Here is a 21,818-nt window from a genome sequence, read left to right on the forward strand (position 1 = left end):
GTCATATGATAATTATTATCAAATGATAACTAAATGAGGTGCTTTATGAAAACACTAGTTATTTATGCACATCCCAATAATGAAAGTTTATGTCATGCCTTTTTACAAAAAGTAATCCAAGGGAGCCATGAAAATTTTTTCATAAACGAATTGCAAGTTCTTGATTTATATGAAGAGCAATTTAATCCTCTTCTAGTATTTAATAAAGATAAGCGGAGACGCGATATGTATCGTGATCCTCAGATTGAAAAATATAGACAACAAATTACCTGGGCTGACAAGATTGTTTTTATCTATCCCATTTGGTGGGGAAGACCACCGGCTATGCTGTTGGGATATATAGATCAATTATTTGCTGCGAACTTTGCTTACAGAGACAAGAAGGGACTTTTCCCGAAAGGGTTATTAAAAGGAAAATCAGTTGTATGTGTATCCACCATGAAGGGGCCTGCAAAATATCCTCTTTTCTGGTTAAACAATTCGCATAAGATCTTAATGAAAAGAGCTTTATTTCGCTTTGTAGGTATTAAAAAAGTGAAGTTTTTTGAATTTGGCAATATGGAAAGCCCAAAAGGAAAACAAGCAAAAAAGCTGGAGAAAGTATATCGCTATTTTAAAAGCGTGAATGCTTGAAAAAACTCTTAAGTGATTCACAGCAATGAAGATGATTAAGGAAGAGATATTTACAGTCAGCGAGCCTACTTTCTTGTTTTGGGAGCTTAGTGAGACGACAGCGAAAAAATCCGGCAAAAACTATTGTTCTTTGCCGGACTTCATTTATTGTTGAGGGCTATCTTTTATGGATTGGAAGGATAGGAATTATTTTACCGATTGCTAGGGAAGTCAAAGTCTACCTGGTCGCTATAAACCTGGTTTTCCGGCCATCTCTCGGAGATTGTTTTTGATTTTGTAAAGAAGCGTGCCGTGTCCGGCCCAAACATATGGCCTTCGCCAAACTTTGAACGCTTCCATCCGCCAAAATTGTGGTAACCGACCGGAATTGGAATCGGTACATTGATGCCGACCATGCCGACTTCAATTTGTTCCGCGAACTTTCGGCCTGCATATCCGTTATTTGTAAATATCGTTACGCCATTTCCATATTCGTGATTATTAATTAGTTCAATCGCTTCGTCCAACGTATCGACACGAACGACGATCCGCGCTGGACCAAATACTTCTTCACGATAGATTTCCATATTAGGAGTTACATGATCGAGCAAAGTGGCTCCAAGAAAGAAGCCTTGTGCATTCTCAACTTTGGGATTCCGTCCGTCTACGCATAAGTGGGCACCCTCTTGAATGCTCTGTTCTATAAATCTTGTCACTGTTTCCTTTGATTCTTGTGAAATAAGAGCACCAAAGTCGGCGTTCTCATCGTTATAGGCACCAACCTTCAATTCTTCCACTCGACTTTTTAACTTGGCTACGAAGGCTTCCGCTGTTTTTTCTCCTACGGGCACCGCTGCAGAGATAGCCATGCAGCGCTGGGAAGCAGCTCCGTATGCTGCTCCGAGGAAGGAGTTAACAGCGAGGTCTAAATCAGCATCAGGCATAATAATCATATGATTTTTTCCACCACCGAAGGCCGCTACTCTTTTATGATTCCGGCATCCTTCCTCGTAAATATATTGGGCAATCTTCGTAGACCCTACAAAAGAGATGGCCGGAACATCAGGATGTTTCAGCAAAGCATCTACCGCTTCTTTATCCCCGTTAATGACATTCCATACACCATCCGGCAGACCCGCCTGTTTCCAGAGCTCCGAGAAGAATAACGCCGAATTGGGTACTTTTTCGGAAGGTTTTAAAATAACGGCATTTCCGCACGCTACAGCCATTGTCGACATGGCAACCGGAACCATGAAGGGAAAATTAAATGGCGAAATAGCAGCGACTACACCAAGTGGTTGCTTCATCGAATAAGCATTAATTTCTCCGCCTACATTAACGGAGTATTCGCCTTTCAAAAGATGGGGAGCATTAATAGCTAGATCAACCGATTCAATGCCCCTGCTGATTTCACCTTTAGCATCAGAAAGGGTTTTACCGCTCTCCAGGCCAATTAAGTTTGCTAGTTCATCAGTCTTCTCAACTAGCAGGCTTCTGAAGCGGTGAATGACTTCTACCCTTTGAGCAACAGGCGTTTTTTTCCAGGCACCAAAAGCTTTTTTAGCTATTTCTACTGTTGCATTTACTTCCTCTGTTGAAGCATATGGACATAGAGCCATTACCTCACCTGTTGAAGGCTTGTACACTTTGCCGAAACGCTTGCTCGTCCCTGGCTTCATTTCTCCACCGATAAAATGAGTGATCTTTTGTACCTCGACTAATCTTTCCATCTTCTCTATCTCCTCCACCTTATTCATTATTTTTTATATGAAAGCTTTCATTTATTAGTCTATACATGCAGCTGTTTACAAATGATAAAAAATTGGATAAGTAGATGTTTAAAGAGATATGCCTATAAAGAGTGGTCATCTGGGCTGGTGGCATAGATTTAGTACTTTCTATCCGCCTATACATACCAGTTATAACAGGGTATGGAGATAGAAGGACAAGGTTAGCTTTTTAGAAGGGCGAATCTTAAACATAAGCTATCGCTCTTTGACTGCTCCGATCATTTAAAGACATAAGATTCCTTCTAATGATTGAAGCAAGTTTTTAGCATGGATTCCCATTTAGAGAGATGATGAGGAAAAAATTGCTGAGTAATTGGCTTGGCTAAAGATGAATGTTGTTTTTTCACTAGTTGATTGTAGCGAAAGATGATGAGTCTAGCGGGAAAAGCGAGTCCTGGTGAGAACAAGCAGAAGCGCACGCAACGAGGAGGCTCACGGACTGCCCGCAGAGAAGATCGATAATGAAGTGTAAAGAGACTTAGTAATAAAATAATTATATAAACTATATAATTAAAAACATTGCTAAACAATAGACAGATTGTTATTAATAATATAAAAATTTTATACAATTTGTTAGATTTGGAGTAATAAGCATCAGTTGCTTTTTTATTTTTTAAGGAAAATATTACTTTTCTCATGAATTTATGGTAATTTTGATCTAGAATAGGTGATCTTACGAAATTAATTTATCAGGGGAGAACCGATGAAGAAAGCAATTATAGGCATAGGAAGTTTTTTAGCGTTATCCATTTATTTCAATGGGGTGACACACTTTGTCACTAACACTTTCATACAATTATTTGGCATTTTATTATTTTTTCCGTTTGCTTCATACATAGGAAAATTAAATGGGCTTCCAGGCCTAGAAGGAATAGGTTTATTGCGCTCCAATCATTGGAAGAAGCATTTTGCTGTTAGTTTCCTTATAGGATTTGGTTGTTGGTCTCTTATGTACGTCACCTATTGGCAGCTTGGGAAATTTGAGATTAGAGGAGTTCAAACAGGGTTCAATGCCTGGTGGATGTTGGTTCAAATGATCGTTGGTTTTTTTCTTGGGTCGATCATTAATGACCTAATCACAAGGGGATTTGTCATTCATTCACTCGCTGGTAAACTGCCGCCCTTTTTCATTGCCATCATTAGCATTACCCTTTATGCGCTGGATGACTTTTGGAATGGGGATGTTACCTTTTTAAACTTTGTTTTTTCCCTTATATTGGGTTGCTCTTTGACTTACTCTTTTTATCAATCAGGATCGGTATGGGCGGATACAGGTATCCACTTTGGGTTAAACGTTTCTTATGGACTTCTCTATGGGCTGAACGGTAAATCTGGAGGCGGATTATTGATGATTACCGAAGGCAAAATCAACCCGCTGCTTAATAATACGATCCTGTTAGCAACCACTTCTTTGCTCTTTTTAGTTGTGTTCCTTTACTATTGGAAAAAGGGAGACAATGTAACGGTCCATGCTTAACCATTAAAGAAAAAGGAAGAGGACTATAAAACGTTCTCCTTCTTCATGAGTGAGCAGCCTAGTTTGTTTTGTAATGCCAACAGAATCCAACCTGCCGGCAACAGCTTGTACTTCTTTTTCTTCTCCGTGAAGATCGACGGAGGGATTGACAATAAAGTTGTTAATTTTTATTGGACTAACGGGGCGGAATAGTTGAATGCGAGTATAGTACATACACAAGTTCCTCTAATAAATTGTTGTTTTTTTCAGTCTAATAAGTAAGATAAGCTTAGAGATGTATGGAAAGGGGAATTAAGATTCTACATGTGGCAAACTCTGTGATGAATAATCATAAATAGACAGCTTTAACTTTATACCCATTTAAGGGGAGGCGTGTGTCTAGTTATTTGAATGATAATCATTCGGGGGATACATGGTGTGGAGTTATAAAATATCCATTGACTAGGCAGATACTATTATGGGGTCTGCTTTTGTTTTTATGAGAATCGACATCTCTATTACCCATAGCATATTATCCCTATAATCTGGGGGTTAAAATAATGAGTCATATTCAAAAAAAAATTGCACTAGTTACAGGAGCGAGCAGTCAAGGAGAGATTGGTACAGCTATTTGTCGTAAGTTAGCCTCACAGGGGATAAATATTTTCTTTACTCACTGGAATTCTGATAAGGTATGGATAGAAAAATTTCAGCAAGAAATTTTACGAATGGGTGTCCGTTGCGGGTCAATGAAAATTGATTTATTAGATGCAAATGTTGCCTTTACCATATATGAGGAAATTTTGGCTAAATTAGGGTATCCTTCAATCTTAATTAATAATGCAGCTCATTCCACAAGTAATGATTATTTATCGTTAGATGCTAAATCACTTGATGATCATTATGCGGTTAATATGAGGTCAAACTTTCTTCTTTGTGTGGAGTTTGCTCGTCGTTTTAAAAAATCTAATTTAGAATCGGGAAGAATAATAAATATGACATCAGGGCAGGATTTAGCTCCTATGCCCGGGGAGTTAGCCTATGTAGCAACTAAAGGGGCTATTTCTGCCTTTACTAGGTCGTTATCACAAGAACTTGCACCATTAGGAATCACTGTTAATGCTGTAAATCCAGGTCCAACAGATTCTACATGGATGACGGATGAAATAAGAAATTTTCTTTTACCTAGATTTCCAATGGGCCGTATTGGTACACCAGATGACGTGGCACGGGTTATTGCTTTTCTTGCAAGTGATGAGGCTGAATGGATAACTGGACAAATCATACATTCAGAGGGTGGATTTGTTCGCGGGTAGGCTAGAACTAACGGAGGCGTCAGTTGAGTTAGAATTAAACAACTTTAAGGAGCCTTGCTACACAATAAAATGTAGCAAGGCTCCTATATTTACTCTCAAAATTAACTAACTTTATTATCTCTTTACAGAAAAAGAAGCCAAATGAGTGATCACTCATTTGGCTTTTTCATTTACCACTGTTTCGGCTCATAGTCCAGGTCTTTGAATAGCTGGGTGCGTTCTTTTTTCGTCAAATCTCTCCATTGCCCAATAGGCAGGCTGCCTAGGTGAATGTTCATAATCCGAATGCGCTGGAGCCTTAACACTTTATACCCGAGTGCCGCGCACATGCGGCGGATTTGCCGGTTTAAGCCTTGTTTTAATATGATGTGAAACTCATACTTTGAGGTTTGGATGACTTCACAAGGAAGTGTTTTTGTATCTAAAATTTCCACACCACTAGCCATTTTCTTTAAGAATTCGGAGGTGATTGGCTTGTCTACAGTGACGATATATTCTTTCTCGTGATTATTTTCAGCACGCAAAATTTCATTTACAATGTCACCGTCATTTGTAAGGAGAATGAGGCCATCTGAGTCTTTATCAAGCCGTCCAATATGGAAAATTCGCAAAGGATGATTGACGAAGTCAACAATGTTTCCTTTTACATGCTTTTCTGTTGTACTTGTGATGCCAACTGGTTTATTTAATGCAATGTACACATGGTTTTTCTCTATTTGAACAGATTCTCCATTAATTCGGACGTCATCGCCGGGTTCTACCTGGCTTCCTACTTCGGCCAACTTTCCATTGATGGTTACTTTTCCTTCACTAATTAATTTATCTGCTCCTCTTCTGGATGTTTTTCCTGACTCGCTAATGAATTTATTAATACGCAACGTTAATCACAGCCTTAAGTAAGAATTGTATGCTTAAGAATAACTTACTAACCCGTGTGTTTTCAAGAATTTTTCAGCTGCTTCGTAATAATGCCCAAGCGGAATGCGGTGTCATATAGCTGAAGAGATACACATTTTACAGCTTTCCTTAATCTATTCCTCTATTTTTGAAGTTCTAACTTAGAGTGCATCAATTTTTGTGATCTAAACACCCTTATTTGAAAAAAGAACGAGAAAGCAGAGAAAATTTTATTTGTCCTGAAAGGGGTCAATGGGAATAGCTTGAGCCCATAAGATGAATGGCATTTTCCGTTTTTCCGGATTTTTAAAGGGAATAGATTCCGCAAAACAGGAAATTTCCGTGTTTTCGGAACGGATCTTTCATTTTTATAAAAGCCTTCCTTTTGCTAGAGGGAGATTCTTGAATCTTCTTTAATTGGTATGATAATTGCAATTTGAAGACGAGAGAGAAATGAAAATCATCCTGTTTCATGGCAGTCAAACAACATAGCAGGGTCGTTTGCCTGTGTGACTGAGGGCAGAAGGAGTAACAAAATAAAGGCTAGCCTTTATTGTAAACGCTTACTAAGAGGGGCCTTTATGATTGATCAAACGATACGGGGGGATTTGCATGGATTTGATAGTTATTTTATTGTCGCTCGGGCTCTTAATCTTTTTTGCTTATCGAGGTTACTCAGTTATTTTGTTTGCGCCCATATGCGCGCTTCTCGCTGTCCTGTTAATTGCACCGCTGCATGTTTTGCCGTTCTTTTCAGGTGTATTTATGGAAAAGATGGTCGGTTTTATTAAATCCTATTTTGCTGTTTTTCTATTAGGGGCTATTTTTGGGAAAGTCGTAGAAATGTCCGGAATCGCGGAATCTATCGCCAAGACGATTGTACGTTGGCTCGGGGCCAGACGGGCTATGTTGACGATCGTGTTATTAGGAGCAATTTTAACGTATAGCGGCGTTAGTTTATTCGTGGCCGTGTTTGCCATTTATCCATTCGCGGCCCAAATGTTCCGGCAGGCAGATATTCCAAAAAGGCTCATTCCAGGAACAATTGCTCTCGGTGCGTTTACCTTTACGATGGATGCCCTGCCAGGAACGCCGCAGATTCAAAATGTCATTCCTATTTCGTTTTTCAAAACAAATATTTATGCAGCGCCAACACTCGGGATTATTGGGGGGATTCTTGTTTTAGCTGCAGGCTTGTTTTATCTGGAAATGAGGAGAAAGAAAGCTGAAAAGGCCGGTGAAGGCTATTACGGCTTTGAATCAGAAGAAGCAGCTGCTGTGGAAAGTGCCAAGGCAAAAGAGACGGGCGTTGAGCCCTCTAATCTGGCTTCACAACAATCAGTAGCCAGACAGGTTCTTGCTTTTATTCCGCTTCTTCTTGTTGGGATCACTAATAAGCTGTTTATTACGTATATACCAAAATGGTACCCCAATGGTTTTGACTTTTCTGCCATTGGCTTAAAGGATTATTCAGTAGATGTCGCCGCCGTTGCACCTGTTTGGGCGATTATTATGGCCTTGTTAGTGGGTATTGTCTCATCAATAGCGTACGATTGGAAACGTGTTACACAGGGATTTAAAGAAGGCGTAAACACAGCAATCGGCGGTTCACTGCTGGCGACTATGAATACCGGGGCGGAATATGGATTTGGGGGAATTATCGCCGTGCTTCCGGGATTTGCAAAAATAAGTGATGGGATTTCTAGTACATTCACCAACCCGCTTGTAAATGGAGCAGTGACGACGACGACACTTGCCGGTATGACCGGATCGGCCTCTGGCGGTATGGGGATTGCATTGGGAGCGATGGCAGATAAGTACAACCAGGCAATTGCAGCGGCTAATATCCCTCCTGAAGTGATGCATAGGGTAGTAGCTATGGCTTCTGGCGGCATGGATACTCTTCCTCATAACGGGGCTGTCATCACGCTGCTTGCTGTGACTGGATTAACACACAAGCAATCGTATCGAGACATATTTGCCATTACAGTCATTAAGACATTAGCTGTATTCGTTGTGATCGCGCTTTATACATTTTTGGGGATTATTTAAGTTCGTTTGATAACTAAAGTGTCTAAATTTAAGGAGGCAATAGAAGTATGAACAAAGCATTAGCCGGAAAAACAGCGTTTATTACAGGATCGGCCAGCGGGATTGGCTTAGAGATTGCCAGGACATTTGCTGAAGAAGGAGCCAATATCGTTATTTCAGATTTAAATGCAGAAAAAAGTAAACAGGTGGTTTCAGAATTAAAAGAACAAGGGTTCACGGGATTGGCCGCTCCATGTGATGTCACTAATGAGGAAGCTTATAAAAATAGTCTTCGATCAGCACAGCAAACTTTCGGAAAAATAGATATCTTAGTTAACAATGCAGGGCTTCAATATGTTGCTCCCATCGAAGAGTTTCCTACAGAGAAATTTGAGCAGCTAATAAAAGTGATGTTAACGGCTCCGTTCATTGGAATAAAACACGTATTCCCGGCCATGAAGGAACAGGGCTTCGGCAGGATCATCAATATGGCTTCTGTAAACGGCATTATTGGCTTCGCTGGAAAAGCAGCATATAATAGCGCCAAGCATGGAGTCATTGGTCTAACGAAGGTAGCAGCCTTAGAAGGTGCGGCATATGGAGTCACTGTCAATGCTTTATGCCCCGGCTACGTGGATACACCATTAGTCAGAGGGCAATTAGGCGACTTGGCAGAAACAAGAAATGTCAGTTTGGACCGTGCGATTGAGGAAGTTTTACTACCGCTTGTCCCGCAAAAACGGCTGTTAACGGTAGCAGAAATCGCTGATTATGCGGTCTTTTTAGCAAGCGACAAAGCGAGGGGGGTGACAGGGCAAGCAGTCGTGCTGGATGGCGGCTACACAGCCCAATAAAGCTTTCTCTTCTCGAAAAGCAGACTAGATATTAAAGAGAACCCCATTCGTTAGAATGGGGTTCTCTTATTTGCCGTTGATCCATTTCTCATAAGGAAATTTATGGGTTAATCTTTGTTATAATAAATGCACGAATATAAAAAGGAGGGATGTGGAATGAAACGGGCTTTTGAAAAAATTCCTGACAGCTGGTATGAGCAAATCATTAACTTATTGGCAGAAAGAGTGGTTGTTGTCGATCGCAACGGCATAATTCTCTATATCAATGAGGGATACTGCGAATTTATTGGGACGACGGTAGAAGAAGCAGTCAATCGTCCGGTACAGGACATAATTGAAAACTCACGCATGCATATCGTTGCCCAAACGGGACAAACCGAACTGGCTGCCCTTCAATCAATTAATGGCAGCGAAATGATTGCTAACCGGTTTCCTCTGTTTGAGAATGGAGAAATTGTCGGCGCTGTAGGCAGTGTCATGTTTCGCAATCCAGAAGAGTGGCAGATGTACAAAACAAAAATCCAAAATCTCGTGGAAGAGTTGAAGTATTATCAAGCAAGAGCCCAGCGAGATTTGCAAAGTAGGTATAACTTTAATGATTTAATTGGAGACAGCCCTGCTTTTCTGTCGGTCAAAAATCTTGCTCAAAGAATCTCAGGTAGCAACTCCTCGGTCTTACTGATCGGTGAATCAGGCACGGGAAAGGAATTGTTTGCCCACGCCATTCACCATAACAGCATGCGCGCGTCCGGTCCTTTCGTTGCCATTAATTGCTCCTCTATCCCGGAACATCTGCTGGAGTCCGAGCTGTTTGGCTATGAGGATGGAGCTTTTACAGGAGCCAAAAAAGGCGGAAAGAAGGGGCAGTTTGAAATGGCCAATGAAGGTACGCTTTTCTTGGATGAAATCGGGGATATGCCTCTCTCTATGCAAAGTAAATTATTAAGAGTGCTTCAGGAAAAAGAGATTCACCGGGTAGGCGGCCAAAAATCCATTTCTGTGGACGTGCGGATCATTGCAGCGACCCACCGCGATTTAGAAAAGATGGTGAAGGAAGGGGAGTTCCGCCAGGATTTATACTACCGCTTAAATGTCATCAAAATCGAAATTCCTCCATTGAGACAAAGAAAGGAAGACGTGCTTCCTATCTCCCGATTTTTACTGAAGAAGCTAGAGAAAAAATTTTACCGCAGTGGCATTGAATTATCACAAGAGGTGGCATTGAAGTTAAGGCAGCATTCCTGGCCGGGAAACATCCGTGAATTGGAAAATGTGCTGGAGCGTTCAATCAATGTGCTGGATGGCAAGGTGATTCAATTGGTTCATCTGCCCCTATATTTGCGCGACCAGGAAGCTGGAGGAGCAGAGGAAACGGAAATCAATATACAGTGTGACCCTGACCCAGCAAGTATTTCTGCATCTATGTCAGTATTACCGTTAAAAGAAACACTAGCTGTTGTTGAAAAACAAGCCATTCAACAGGCTTTAACTGCTGCAAAAGGAAATAAAATAAAAGCAGCCAAGCTATTAGAAATCAGTAAAACCAGCTTTTACGATAAATGCAGATTATATGATATTAAATAAGGTTATCTAAAATAAAACCTGCCGGTATGGATGACTGTTCAAGTGTAGCAGCTCATGACTGCCTTCTGTGCGTTTGTGCAAAGCACAGTGCTGACATGAGCTTATTAATATTCTCTCGAATTATTTTTTGCAGGAAGGATAACTTGTTCACCTTTCTCGTAAATGGCTAACAGCTTTCTCATGACGCTCAACTTAGGTACTACCTGACAAACAATGAGAGCCGTGAAGATACTAAGAAGTGCTCCTGTAATGACATCTGCCGGGTAATGAACACCCACCCAAATACGCGAGAGGCCAACGAGGGTAGCCAATAAAATCCATAACAACCTCCCCCTCTTTTTAAATAAATAAAAGGTCATACAAAACGAAAAGAATAATATGGTATGATCACTTGGAAAAGAGTTATCTACTGCGTGTCCTAACAGCTTATTTACATTTTCCAGCTCAGCAAATGGCTGGTGGTTTGAATGGAGTTTTCCAGCAATCTTTCCGAATACCTCAGCTACGGCCAAAGTGAAGGCCCCACAGATAATCATCATTCTATTGTCCTCCGTTCTCGTAAACCAAAAAAGAATGACGCTTAAGGCTAAGATAAAGACTGTATATTCAGCGATGAAAGTCATAGATGGATTTAAATAGGTGAAATGCTTTCCGAGATCATTAATAAATCTAAACAAATCAACGTTTAGTTGGAAAAAATTCACTGATATGTCCCTCCTCATAACGAATCTAAAAAGAGTATATGTAATTTGTTCGAGGAGAAAAATTGGTTTTGCTTACATAAATATTACATTTTCGTAAGATTGATCGCTTGCCACTATTCTAACTATCTATCTGCTGGCTTTTCGGATCTTCTCTCTGCTCTTTTTGTTATCTTTCCATAATTGCTCCTCGCGATCGTACTTTTACACCAATATAGTTAAAGGTTTTTGGCAATAATACAGGAGGAATTTGATCTTTAACTTTTATTCGATAATAAATGTATATTTTTAAAAAGTAACTTTACTTGGGAGTGGTGGCATGAGGAACTGTGAAGATATACAGATGAAGTTTTATCAGAGTGGAGACGAGGGCGCCAAACTTTTGCCAGTGTCTATAAAAGAATGGGAAGAGAAGGCAAAAAAGACGCTTGCAGCCGGTCCCTTTGATTATGTAAATGGCGGGGCAGGAGCGGGAGATACTATGCGTGCCAATTTGGAGGCCTTTCAGAAGTACCAGCTCCGACCAAGGATCTGCCGTGATGTCAGCAAGCGGGATTTAACGATCAAATTGTTTGATCAATCCATTCCTGTGCCGATTTTTCTTGCACCCATTGGAGTAAATTCTATCTTGCATCCGGAAGCTGAGCTGGCTCCTGCAAAAGCAGCAGCTCAATTAGGAGTTCCTTATATTCTCAGCAATGTTTCGACAAAGTCAATGGAAGAAGTGGCGGAAGCAATGGGAGGTGCTTTACGGTGGTTTCAGTTGTATCCTCCTAAAGACCATGACCTAACAAATAGTTTTCTAAAAAGAGCCGAAGATGCCGGCTATTCAGCAATAGTAGTAACGATTGATTCCATTTTGCTCGGTTGGCGGGAAAAAGATCTTCATAATGCCTACTTGCCTTTTCTTTCAGGAGAAGGGATGGGAAATTACTTCTCTGATCCTGTGTTTCGCTCAAAACTGGAAGAGCCGCCAGAAAAAAATGTAAAAGCAGCGAGTCGAAAGGCGCTGGACGAGGGAAATAACACGGCATTTACGTGGAAAGAGCTGGAGTACATTTGCCAGCAAACGTCATTGCCGGTTTTGCTCAAAGGAGTAACTCATCCGGATGATGCCTTGCTTGCGCTAGAACATGGCGCGGCCGGTATTATCGTATCTAATCACGGAGGGCGACAATTGGACGGAGCGGTGGCAACGCTGGATGTTTTACCTTCCATATGCGAAGCGATTGAACAGAAAATCCCTGTTTTACTGGACAGCGGAGTAAGGAGAGGAGCGGACGTGATCAAGGCAATGGCTCTCGGAGCCTCGGCTGTACTGATCGGTCGGCCTTACGCTTATGCTTTAGGAGTAGCTGGGGAAACAGGGGTAAGAGAAGTTATTGAAAATTTTATTGCAGAGACGGAATTGCAACTGGCTATTTCAGGGCGAAATTCAATTAAAGAAGTGGATCGTTTTCTCGTAACAGATGCTTATCGATAGAATCAGAAGAAAAATAAAAGTACACGCATGAGCGTGCACTTAAAGATGTTTCAAAGGCCCGTCATAAGGCTAACGAAATAATGGCTGCACCCAAGAAGGAGAAGTATTTCTCCTTCTATTTATCGTCTGATAATGTTTTAGGGGAGGCTATTAGGCTACACTATTCCAGTCGGACACATCCTCTTCAATTGGCAGGTCGTTTGCGCGTGCTTTTTTAGCGGCGTGAAAGAACAGGGCAACAAGTATAATAGTGCCAATAGTACTGCCGATCCAGGAGGTTGTCATGGATAAGCCAAAACCAATTGGTGCATTTAAGATGTAAGCGAGAACCATGACAAGCATAAAGGTTCCCGGTATGAGCGAAACCCAGTAGTTTTTTCGGGCAATATATAAATACATAGCGCCAACAAACAAGGCAATGACTGCCGTGGACTGATTCGCCCAGCTAAAATATCTCCACAAGATATTAAAGTCGATCTGTGTAAGCAAGACAGAAATAACGAATAACGGCAGAGCAATCCATAAGCGGCTCGAAAATTTCTTTTGGGCAATATTCAAATATTCAGCGATGATCATGCGAGCACTCCGAAAAGCTGTATCTCCGGAAGTAATTGGTAAAACAACGACACCAAGCACAGCCAGTGTTCCGCCGACGGCACCGAGCATGGAGGTTGACACTTCGCTGACCACTGCTCCCGGACCACCTGCGGCAAGCACTTCGTTTAAACCGCCATAACCGTCGAATAAGCTCATTGCCGCCGCCGCCCAAATCATAGCGATAATTCCTTCCGCAATCATCATGCCGTAGAAGATTTTTCGGCTCTGCTTTTCATTTTGAGTTGTGCGTGAAATAATGGGTGTTTGGGTAGCGTGAAATCCTGAAAGTGCGCCGCAAGTAATCGTAAAGAACAACAATGGAAATACCGGTGCATGATCAGGATGGAAGTTAGTTAAAGAAAGTTCTGGGATTGGTGCCCCTGTAAAGATTAAAGCGATGCCTACTCCAAGAGCACTAATCACTAGGAGGGCACCAAAATACGGATAAAGACGACCGATAATTTTATCTACCGGGAGCAATGTAGCTAAAATATAATAAATAAAGATAGCAGCGATAAGAATGCTTAAGGCGACTTTGCCATTCATTAAAACATGGAGCAAGCTGGCCGGCGTCGACACAAATACAGTTCCTACTAATAAGAGAAGAAGAACAGCAAAGGCATTGACTATGTGTTTCATTACTTTTCCTAAAAATTTACTTGCTAGTTCAGGCAAGTGGGCGCCGCGGTTACGGATGGAAATCATGCCCGTTAAATAGTCATGAACAGCGCCTGCAAAAATACAGCCAACCACGATCCAAATAAAAGCAACTGGCCCATAAAGCGCCCCCATAATAGGCCCAAAGATCGGTCCTGTGCCGGCAATGTTCAACAATTGGATTAAGGAGTTTTTCGATGTACTCATCGGTACGTAGTCCACTCCGTCATTATTGACATAAGCGGGTGTCGCCCGCTCTTCTTTTACTCCGAAAATATTCTCAATAAATTTGCCATACGTAAAGTAACCAATGATTAAAAGGGCAATTCCTGCTAAAAATGTGTACATGTTTCTCCCCCCTATTCAATAAGTGAATGCGTTTACATAATAAGTATAATAAACAGCAAGGAGGAAAAGAGGTTTTCAGGGACAAAAAGCTGAAAATTCAGATTATCATGCAAAAAAGCGAGAATAAGATGCAACAGATAAATTAAATTTCCAACCGTCTTCTTAACCCTTTTACATAATTTCGACTAACTGACAGCCTTTCCTCTCTTCCTTCCACCTGCAGCTGGTAAGCGCCATTAAACCAGGGAGTAAGGCGGGTGATGTACTCTAAATTAACAAGATAGCTCTTATGGATTCGGAAAAAGTGAAAAGTATGAAGCCGGTTTTCCAAATCCTTCAGCGGAATTTTTGTATCAAACTCACCGGTTTTCGTAATAATTTTAGTTAATTTATCATCTCTAAATGTGTAAAGAATCTCTTTAGGCTCCAAATAAAAAATTTCCCCATTTGATTCAACCGCCAGTTTGCCTGCTGGTTTGCTTGCTTCAGCCTCTGTGACAGAGAGGATCTTTTTTTCGATGCGTTCAATGGTTTCCTTCAATTGATCTTCGTCATAGGGCTTCAATAAGTAGTCAACTGCCTCGTATCGGAATGCTTCAGCCGCAAATTGCGGATAAGCAGTCGCAAAAACAATTAAGGGAGGCTTTTTTAATTCCATTAACGCTTTAGCTGCTTCCATTCCATTCATCCGTGGCATTTCGACATCTAAAAATATAATATCCGGTTGCAGATGAAGTGCCTTCATGACGGCAGCTTCTCCAGATTCAGCTTCACCAATAATACGAATGGAGGGAAAGGCCTGTAACAGATGCTTCAGCTCATCACGGCTGTATAATTCATCGTCTGCAATGACGGTTTTAATAGATAGATCCATTTAATTCGCTTCCTCCATGTATGGAATAGAAAAGGTGATTTCTGTGCCTTCTTCAGGTTTACTGTTTATTTCAAGCATTGTCTGATCTCCAAACATCATTGTTAGTCTGCGATTCACGTTATAAATCGCAAGACCGCTTCCTTCCTTTGAATCAATAAGTGCTTTACCAATCTGTTCTGAACGTTCCTTGCTCATTCCTTGCCCGTTGTCCTGTATTTTTATATAAGTAGAGCTGCTTTTTCTTTTAACAGTAATTTTCACTATGCAGTTGCTTTCTTTGTCCTTGAACCCATGTTTAATTGAATTTTCAACGATGGGCTGCAATGTAAGAGGGGGAATGTTCTGCAAAAGCGCCTTTTCATCAATATCGTAGATCACTTCAAGTTTATTAATGAACCGAGCTTTTTCAATTAGTAGATAGGCCTTTACATGCTTTAATTCCTGTTCAAGTGTTGTCATGCTTTTTGTCGTTGCAGACATGTTTTGCCGCAAATAATGTGATAGGGAGATGAGCAGCTTTCTTGCTTTAGAAGGATCAAGACGGACGAGTGAAACAATCGTGTTTAATGTGTTAAATAGAAAGTGAGGACTTATTTGAGCTTGAAGCACTTTGATTTCTGTTTCTTTAGCGAGTTGATAGGCTTGTTCTGCTGCAGCGACCTCCAGTTCATTGCTAATCATTGTGCTGAGACCAGTAATAAGCTCGATGATGACGTTAGAAATCTCTTTTTCTGAGCTGAAGTAAAACTTCAACGTCCCAATCGTTTCACCTCGTTGTTTTAATGGAGCGACAACAACAGCACGGAGCGGGCAATTTTCTACTTGGCAATAAATCGAATGCTGGCCTGCGACAATTACCTTCCCATTCTTGAGAGTATCAAGAGTAACACCGGTTTGAATGGGGCTATGGGGGCGGTGATGGTCTTGGCCCAGCCCGACATGTGCAAGAATTTCTGTTAAATTGGTTATAGCCACCGCGCTAGTTTTTATTTCATTATGGATAATGCAGCAGACAGCTTGGGCAGAATGGACGTTGAGCCCCTCTCGCAAATAAGCAAGGGTTTGGTCGGCAATGCGCAAAGTTTTTTGTGCTTGTACAGCAACCGCCTTTTCTTCCTCATTAATTACATTTTTTATAACTAAAAGAAAAAGGGCACAGCCTACCCCGTTAGCCAAAATCATAGGCAGACCAATGATCTTGACCAATGTCAGGGCTTGTTCAAAGGGGCGGGAGATCAGCACGATGACGACCATTTGGATCGTTTCCGCCAAGGCACCAATGAAAAGGGCAGATGAGAGGCTGACATGCCGGTTTTTTCTATGAAACAATCCGGAAAGCACGCCAGCAATAATGGAAGCCACTCCACAGGAAACAGCTGTAAATCCTCCTAAAGTAAACCGATGGATTCCGGAAATAAGGCCTGCTCCAATGCCGACTCTATAACCTCCGAGAAGCCCGCCTAGCACAACACCAATCACCCGCGAGTTAGCAAGGGCTTCATCAGTGGTTAGGCCAGAAACCCAACGATTGAATTGCAGACTTTCTGTGCTGAGGCTTAATCCAGTATATGTACCGATAATCCCGAAAAAACCAAAAAATATAATGGCAGTCAGCTGTTGCGGGCCATCAAGCCGCTCCTGATAGACCATGTCCCTGAAAAACTTAAACCGTGTTAAAATGAAAGCAATGGTTACAATAATGCCAAGTCGTTCTATCATCGTAATAAATAGCTCCAACATAGAATGACCCCTTTTTCTACGTATACACGTCTGAATTTTCTGTAACTATTTTATTATATCAGTATTTTAAACAGGGCTAACAGCTTTTTAGTTAGATAGAAGTAATGTTACACTCAAGTTTAGGCACCATGTATATTAAGGGAAAAATAAAAAGAGTATCTACCATTCATTAAAAAAAGTACAATTAATAGTATTAATTCATCTCGTTTCCTTATTAGGAATGAGTTACAATATCGCAGAGGTACAGAGAAAAGAAGGTGAGGATATTATGAAATTCGAGCCAGAAGCAATGAAAGAAAACAGTCTGTTTTACGGTGACAATCTATATATTATGCAAGGATTGATGAATCAAGAATACCGGGAAGCGTTCGATATGATTTATTTTGATGGCCCGTTTAATTCTGGATGGGTTTTCTCCGTATTTAGCCGAACATTAAATGAGCATATTGTTGATCCTTGGAACGAAGCCAATACTATTAGAAATTTTTATCGATCAGATATTTATCGGTCTGATTATCGGAAAAGAATAGAAGCTGCCAGGGAATTGTTAAATGAAAAAGGAATCCTTGTTTTTCATACATCGCAAAAAGAAGGGCATTATCTAAAAGTCATTTTAGATGAAATATTTGGAGCGAACCATTTTCTTGGAGAGGTTATTTGGAAATTTGCTGATGACGCTGTCTATAAACATTCCCAATTTGGTTTAAATCATGAATCTCTATTTTTTTATGCCAAAACGGAAAATCATTTTAAAAAGAAGGGAATCACCTATTCTTCTGTTTGGGATGATGTCGGGAAGTATGAATACCTGGGACAGGAAGATACGTCCTACGCTACACAAAAACCGGAAAAATTGATGGAACGGATTTTGCAAATGACAACAGAGGAAGGAGCTTTAGTCGGTGATTTTTATTGTGGGAGCGGCACCCTGTCATTTACAGCAGAGAAGATGAACAGGAGATGGCTGGCAAGTGACAATTCCCGACTAGCTATACAAACTACAGCGAGCAGAATAAGCTCGTTAGGGAAGGATGTCACCGTACACCAGCTCATTGAAGATTTTAATAGAGCTTATCTTTGTGGAACAGAGTATAGAAAGAAAACAAAAATCCCCTTTTCTTTAAATGAATACCAAGGGCTAAAGGCTGAAATAGGCGATATGCCTGTTACCGTTTATGCTTATGAGTATACCTCCGAAATAGATGTACTTGAAAATCAAAATGTTACATTTCAATTGATTATGCCTTCTATAACTCCTGACGGCATAAAAAGTGAGGTTTGCACTGCCATTTCAAGACCAGTCCCTTCATTAACAGAAGAGGGCTATCAGCTAGCTGTCGACAATCCATTAAGTTGGATCTTGTATCATCTTATACATGGAGAGATTGAAGGTGATCGTTACGTTATCGATTTTCCGATGTTGCAGCAACGGGCTCATAACGCCCATTTGAAAATCGCTAATAATTGGATTGATAGTATAAAAGAACATAGCGAATATGATGTGTTAACGGACATTTTTGGCTATGTATATAAAGTTACCAAATGAAAGAGGTGCAATATGAGAGAGAAAGTAGCTATTGTTATAGGCGGTTTAAAGGGAATTGGCAAGGCTATTAGTTTAGAGCTCGCCAAGCAGGGGTTTGTCACATATGCCACAACCCGCGAGAAGAATGTAGACAATCATATAGAAAATTTGATCCCTTTGCAGATGAATATTATGGACGAGAAAGAAGTTCAAGAGGTTTTCCAACGTATCGGTGAGCGACACAAAGCGATAGATGTATTGGTTAACAATGCAGGCATTGGTTATTTTAAAGCGTTTGAGGAGTTTGCAGCTAAAGAATGGGAGGCTGTTTTTCAAACGAATGTTTTTGGTGTGTTCCATTGTATTCAACAGGCTTTTCCGTTACTGAAAGAAGAAGGAGGGCGCATCGTTAATATAAGTTCCATTGCAACTAAAAGAAGCCTTCCGATGAATTCTGTGTACGCAGCTTCAAAGCAAGCGATGAGTGGCTTGGGAAGCGTGTTAGCGGAAGAATGGTATCCATACAATATTTTTACAACAAATATTCAGTTAGGCGCTACGTATACGGATATTTGGAAAGAGGCCGAAGGGTTTTCATCTGAAGATATGTTGGACGTGAATGATGTTGCGCGCGTCGTCTCATTTGTGGCTGCGACTCCTCTTCACATTCGGATGGACGAAATTACCTTAACTCCGCCCAAGGGCGTATTATAGGACGCTAAAGGCAGCTAACAGAATAAAAATCTATAGATAAACAGCTCGAATTGGGGGAGATAGTTTGTCTTTAAGGAAAAAACTATCATTCATCTTTGCTACGATAGTAACAGCCATACTAATTTTAAATAATATCTTATCTTACTACTATACGAGAGATCTGTTAATAAAAGATCAGGAAAAACAGACAGAGCTCTTAGTGAATGAAATTAGTATAGCCATTAATCATTCACAATTTGGGGTGGAGTCCCTGGAAAGTGAAATAGGGGAAAAACTCCGTGCAGCAGCTATTGCGGCAGAGAACGCACTAGATCCTCATATAAATAATGTGACGAATGAACAGCTCGTTGAGCTTAGCAAAAAGCTGGATGTTTCCCATATTACCCTGCTTGTTAAGGAGAAGGGAGACATTGTGGGAGTAAAATCTTCTGACCCCCACGAGAGAAACTTAAGTACGAAAGAATGGGGATATTGGTATACTGCCTTCCAACAGCTATTCAACAATAAAAATGTTACGATTGCCCAAGGGCAAAAACTTCCAAACTACTGGTCAGGTCCTGTAAATGTTTCTGCCTCTAACCCTGATCATGTGGATAAATGGGGATATTATTATGACGGCACGACCGATTATATAATCAGCCCCTATATGCGTGACAAGCGGATTACAGACTTTGAGAAGCGCATTGGTCCCAATGCCATTGTAAGGAAAACATTAAGCGATAATGATATGCTGTTAAATATTACCGGTTTTAATCCGAAAACTTTCGGATCTCCGCCTGTCTATACAGAGCAGAATGGAAAGAGATTTATAGAACTGGCAAATAAGGATATTCAATTTGGTAAGTACCAGTATAAGGACAAAAAAGCTGATATTAAAGCTGTAAGAGAAGCGATGAGAACGGGCAAGCTCGTTAGTTTTCAGAGCACGGTGAACGGTAAAAAAGTGTTTAAAAGCTTTGTTCCTGTTTCTTCTGAAGATCCTTATGTTATTGGGATAGTGACAGATTACAAAGTGATCCAAAGCGTATTAAATAAACAGTTGTTAAACAACTTAATGATTTCTATTGCTGTTTTAATTCTCGTCTTTGTTATTAGTTATTTCTTAGCTAGATATATTGTTAGGCCTATTAATCAAATTTTATTAAAGGTAAATGAAATCGCTAAGGGGAATTTCGGGGAGCAGGTATTGATTGAACGCCGTGATGAATTAGGATCACTTGCCAATCAAGTGAATGTTATGTCATTAAACCTGCTAGATTATACCGATGAGCTGAAAGAAAAAAATAAAGAAATACAGTACCATGCTTACTATGATTTTTTGACGGGGCTTCCTAATTCGCGTTTATTTAATAAGACCGCATTAGAGTTAGCAGAAATAAATGAAAAGAGCCCGATGGCATTCTTATTTCTTGACTTGGACAGGTTCAAATTTATCAATGATTTGCTGGGCCATTCGGCAGGAGATGTAATTTTGAAAGCTGTCACTAATCGTATCTTGCCTTTTCTTAGAGAAGGTGAAATGATGTCACGCATTGGGGGAGATGAATTTATTTTACTTTTACCCAATACTAGCAGTGAAGCGGCGAATAGCATGGCACAAACGATTTTAAAAGCACTGGAAAAGCCTTTTTTATATGAAGGAAACGAATTGTTTATCACATCAAGCATAGGAATAAGCATGTTTCCGGAAGATGGGGACAATATCGAAGATGTAATTAAAAATGCGGATATAGCTATGTATCGTGCCAAAGAACAAGGTAGAAATAATCACCAATTCTATACATCCGGCATGAATGACTGGATTCAGAGAAGAGCGATTCTGGAAAAAGGTATGCGTCAAGCATTGGAGCATGACGAATTTACTTTATTTTACCAGCCTAAGGTCGATATAAATACTGGAGTTATTACTGGAAGTGAAGCCTTAATTCGCTGGCGCCATCCACAATTGGGAGTGATTTCCCCAGAGGAGTTTATTCCATTAGCTGAGGAAACCGGCCTGATTGTGGCGATTGGCGAGTGGGTTCTACAGACTGCCTGTAAGCAAATTCGGAAATGGCAAAATTCTGGATTTCCACACATGACTATATCTATTAATCTTTCTCCGCGGCAATTCCAGCAAGCAAGCTTAGTAGAGCAAGTAAGCAAAGTATTGGAGGAAACGGGTCTCAAACCGCAATATCTAGAATTAGAAATTACAGAAACGATAGCAATGTATAACGAAGATTATGTAATTGCTAAGCTGAACGCTCTAAAAGACTTAGGCGTTAAAATTGCGATTGACGATTTTGGAACTGGGTATTCTTCATTAAGTTATCTTAAAAAGTTCCCCTTCCATACTCTAAAGATTGATAAGTCATTTGTTCGAGACATCGAAGATGATTCTGATGATAATAAAATCATTGCTACCATTATTGCAATGGCTCGTAATTTAAAAGTTAGTGTGATTGCTGAAGGCGTGGAAACAGACAAACAGCTTTATTTCCTTCAACAGCAAAAATGTAATGAAGTACAAGGTTATTTATTTAGCAAACCTTTATCAGTGGAAGAGTTTAACAAAACATTTGTTGAGATACAGAAAGCGGCACTAACTAAGGTGAATAAAAGGATATAATAGTAATATAGCTGGCATTGTTAAATTC

General features: G+C 40.5%; 17 protein-coding genes. 10 read left to right on the forward strand and 7 right to left on the reverse strand.

Annotation, left to right across the window (positions count from 1 at the left end):
• Window positions 1-45: 45 nt before the first annotated feature.
• On the forward strand, window positions 46-633 hold the full coding sequence (locus MKZ02_RS03025) for an NAD(P)H-dependent oxidoreductase (RefSeq protein WP_340851785.1): 588 nt from the start codon (window positions 46-48) through the stop codon (window positions 631-633).
• 191 nt (window positions 634-824) lie between these two features.
• Here the strand turns inward: MKZ02_RS03025 and MKZ02_RS03030 are convergent, their stop codons facing one another.
• A complete protein-coding gene (locus MKZ02_RS03030) occupies window positions 825-2,342 on the reverse strand; it encodes a CoA-acylating methylmalonate-semialdehyde dehydrogenase (protein ID WP_340851786.1) in 1,518 nt (505 codons plus the stop codon).
• 763 nt (window positions 2,343-3,105) lie between these two features.
• Between MKZ02_RS03030 and MKZ02_RS03035 the strand changes: the two genes are divergently transcribed.
• Window positions 3,106-3,879: a CPBP family intramembrane glutamic endopeptidase gene (locus MKZ02_RS03035; protein ID WP_340851787.1), complete on the forward strand. Its 774-nt coding sequence runs from the start codon at window positions 3,106-3,108 to the stop codon at window positions 3,877-3,879.
• A gap of 3 nt (window positions 3,880-3,882) precedes the next feature.
• On the opposite strand, the gene MKZ02_RS03040 is transcribed toward MKZ02_RS03035, so the two are convergent.
• Entirely contained in the window at window positions 3,883-4,092 is a 210-nt protein-coding gene (locus MKZ02_RS03040; protein ID WP_120035651.1) for a hypothetical protein, read from the reverse strand.
• A gap of 326 nt (window positions 4,093-4,418) precedes the next feature.
• Here MKZ02_RS03040 and MKZ02_RS03045 point away from each other — a divergent pair, with 326 nt between their 5' ends.
• Window positions 4,419-5,174 carry an SDR family oxidoreductase gene (locus MKZ02_RS03045; protein ID WP_340851789.1) on the forward strand — a complete coding sequence of 252 codons (756 nt, stop codon included), beginning with the start codon at window positions 4,419-4,421 and terminating at the stop codon, window positions 5,172-5,174.
• 170 nt (window positions 5,175-5,344) lie between these two features.
• On the opposite strand, the gene rluF is transcribed toward MKZ02_RS03045, so the two are convergent.
• Complete coding sequence (rluF, locus tag MKZ02_RS03050; protein ID WP_120035647.1) at window positions 5,345-6,052, reverse strand: 23S rRNA pseudouridine(2604) synthase RluF; 708 nt, start codon at window positions 6,050-6,052, stop codon at window positions 5,345-5,347.
• A gap of 631 nt (window positions 6,053-6,683) precedes the next feature.
• Here rluF and MKZ02_RS03055 point away from each other — a divergent pair.
• The 3 genes from MKZ02_RS03055 (at window position 6,684) to MKZ02_RS03065 (ending at window position 10,540) form a co-directional block, all read left to right on the forward strand.
• Window positions 6,684-8,123: a GntP family permease gene (locus MKZ02_RS03055; RefSeq protein ID WP_340851790.1), complete on the forward strand. Its 1,440-nt coding sequence runs from the start codon at window positions 6,684-6,686 to the stop codon at window positions 8,121-8,123.
• 47 nt (window positions 8,124-8,170) lie between these two features.
• Window positions 8,171-8,956, forward strand: a complete 786-nt coding sequence (locus MKZ02_RS03060) for a 3-hydroxybutyrate dehydrogenase (protein ID WP_120035643.1) — start codon at window positions 8,171-8,173, stop codon at window positions 8,954-8,956.
• A 156-nt stretch (window positions 8,957-9,112) separates the two neighbouring features.
• Window positions 9,113-10,540, forward strand: a complete 1,428-nt coding sequence (locus MKZ02_RS03065) for a sigma-54 interaction domain-containing protein (RefSeq protein WP_340851791.1) — start codon at window positions 9,113-9,115, stop codon at window positions 10,538-10,540.
• A gap of 104 nt (window positions 10,541-10,644) precedes the next feature.
• On the opposite strand, the gene MKZ02_RS03070 is transcribed toward MKZ02_RS03065, so the two are convergent.
• Window positions 10,645-11,244 (reverse strand): undecaprenyl-diphosphatase, encoded by a 600-nt coding sequence (locus MKZ02_RS03070; protein WP_340851793.1) that lies wholly within the window; start codon window positions 11,242-11,244, stop codon window positions 10,645-10,647.
• A 316-nt stretch (window positions 11,245-11,560) separates the two neighbouring features.
• Here MKZ02_RS03070 and MKZ02_RS03075 point away from each other — a divergent pair, with 316 nt between their 5' ends.
• On the forward strand, window positions 11,561-12,724 hold the full coding sequence (locus tag MKZ02_RS03075; RefSeq protein ID WP_340851794.1) for an alpha-hydroxy-acid oxidizing protein: 1,164 nt from the start codon (window positions 11,561-11,563) through the stop codon (window positions 12,722-12,724).
• Window positions 12,725-12,874: 150 nt separating this feature from the next.
• Here MKZ02_RS03075 and MKZ02_RS03080 read toward each other — a convergent pair whose 3' ends face one another.
• The 3 genes from MKZ02_RS03080 to MKZ02_RS03090 all read right to left on the reverse strand — a co-directional run bounded on the left by MKZ02_RS03080 (window position 12,875) and on the right by MKZ02_RS03090 (window position 16,940).
• Window positions 12,875-14,326: a carbon starvation CstA family protein gene (locus tag MKZ02_RS03080; RefSeq protein ID WP_340851795.1), complete on the reverse strand. Its 1,452-nt coding sequence runs from the start codon at window positions 14,324-14,326 to the stop codon at window positions 12,875-12,877.
• A 142-nt stretch (window positions 14,327-14,468) separates the two neighbouring features.
• Window positions 14,469-15,200: a LytR/AlgR family response regulator transcription factor gene (locus tag MKZ02_RS03085; RefSeq protein ID WP_340851797.1), complete on the reverse strand. Its 732-nt coding sequence runs from the start codon at window positions 15,198-15,200 to the stop codon at window positions 14,469-14,471.
• The gene (locus MKZ02_RS03090; RefSeq protein WP_340851798.1) at window positions 15,201-16,940 is read right to left on the reverse strand and encodes a sensor histidine kinase; all 1,740 of its coding nucleotides are present in this window, start codon (window positions 16,938-16,940) and stop codon (window positions 15,201-15,203) included. It lies immediately after the preceding gene.
• 268 nt (window positions 16,941-17,208) lie between these two features.
• On the opposite strand from MKZ02_RS03090, the gene MKZ02_RS03095 reads away from it, so the two are divergent.
• From MKZ02_RS03095 to MKZ02_RS03105, 3 genes are all read left to right on the forward strand, one after another.
• Entirely contained in the window at window positions 17,209-18,486 is a 1,278-nt protein-coding gene (locus MKZ02_RS03095) for a site-specific DNA-methyltransferase (RefSeq protein ID WP_340851799.1), read from the forward strand.
• A 12-nt stretch (window positions 18,487-18,498) separates the two neighbouring features.
• Entirely contained in the window at window positions 18,499-19,179 is a 681-nt protein-coding gene (locus MKZ02_RS03100) for an SDR family oxidoreductase (RefSeq protein ID WP_340851800.1), read from the forward strand.
• 64 nt (window positions 19,180-19,243) lie between these two features.
• Window positions 19,244-21,790, forward strand: a complete 2,547-nt coding sequence (locus tag MKZ02_RS03105; protein WP_340851801.1) for a bifunctional diguanylate cyclase/phosphodiesterase — start codon at window positions 19,244-19,246, stop codon at window positions 21,788-21,790.
• The last annotated feature ends 28 nt before the right edge of the window (window positions 21,791-21,818 follow it).

The sequence above is a fragment of the Pseudobacillus sp. FSL P4-0506 genome (assembly GCF_038003025.1).
GTDB lineage: Bacteria > Bacillota > Bacilli > Bacillales > Domibacillaceae > Pseudobacillus.

Excerpts from the sequence above, each read along its gene's own strand:
- MKZ02_RS03025 (WP_340851785.1), top strand. The coding sequence starts at position 46 with ATGAAAACACTAGTTATTTATGCACATCCCAATAATGAAAGTTTATGT.
- MKZ02_RS03030 (WP_340851786.1), bottom strand. The coding sequence starts at position 2,342 with ATGGAAAGATTAGTCGAGGTACAAAAGATCACTCATTTTATCGGTGGA.
- MKZ02_RS03035 (WP_340851787.1), top strand. The coding sequence starts at position 3,106 with ATGAAGAAAGCAATTATAGGCATAGGAAGTTTTTTAGCGTTATCCATT.
- MKZ02_RS03040 (WP_120035651.1), bottom strand. The coding sequence starts at position 4,092 with ATGTACTATACTCGCATTCAACTATTCCGCCCCGTTAGTCCAATAAAA.
- MKZ02_RS03045 (WP_340851789.1), top strand. The coding sequence starts at position 4,419 with ATGAGTCATATTCAAAAAAAAATTGCACTAGTTACAGGAGCGAGCAGT.
- MKZ02_RS03055 (WP_340851790.1), top strand. The coding sequence starts at position 6,684 with ATGGATTTGATAGTTATTTTATTGTCGCTCGGGCTCTTAATCTTTTTT.
- MKZ02_RS03060 (WP_120035643.1), top strand. The coding sequence starts at position 8,171 with ATGAACAAAGCATTAGCCGGAAAAACAGCGTTTATTACAGGATCGGCC.
- MKZ02_RS03065 (WP_340851791.1), top strand. The coding sequence starts at position 9,113 with ATGAAACGGGCTTTTGAAAAAATTCCTGACAGCTGGTATGAGCAAATC.
- MKZ02_RS03075 (WP_340851794.1), top strand. The coding sequence starts at position 11,561 with ATGAGGAACTGTGAAGATATACAGATGAAGTTTTATCAGAGTGGAGAC.
- MKZ02_RS03080 (WP_340851795.1), bottom strand. The coding sequence starts at position 14,326 with ATGTACACATTTTTAGCAGGAATTGCCCTTTTAATCATTGGTTACTTT.
- MKZ02_RS03085 (WP_340851797.1), bottom strand. The coding sequence starts at position 15,200 with ATGGATCTATCTATTAAAACCGTCATTGCAGACGATGAATTATACAGC.
- MKZ02_RS03090 (WP_340851798.1), bottom strand. The coding sequence starts at position 16,940 with ATGTTGGAGCTATTTATTACGATGATAGAACGACTTGGCATTATTGTA.
- MKZ02_RS03095 (WP_340851799.1), top strand. The coding sequence starts at position 17,209 with ATGAAATTCGAGCCAGAAGCAATGAAAGAAAACAGTCTGTTTTACGGT.
- MKZ02_RS03100 (WP_340851800.1), top strand. The coding sequence starts at position 18,499 with ATGAGAGAGAAAGTAGCTATTGTTATAGGCGGTTTAAAGGGAATTGGC.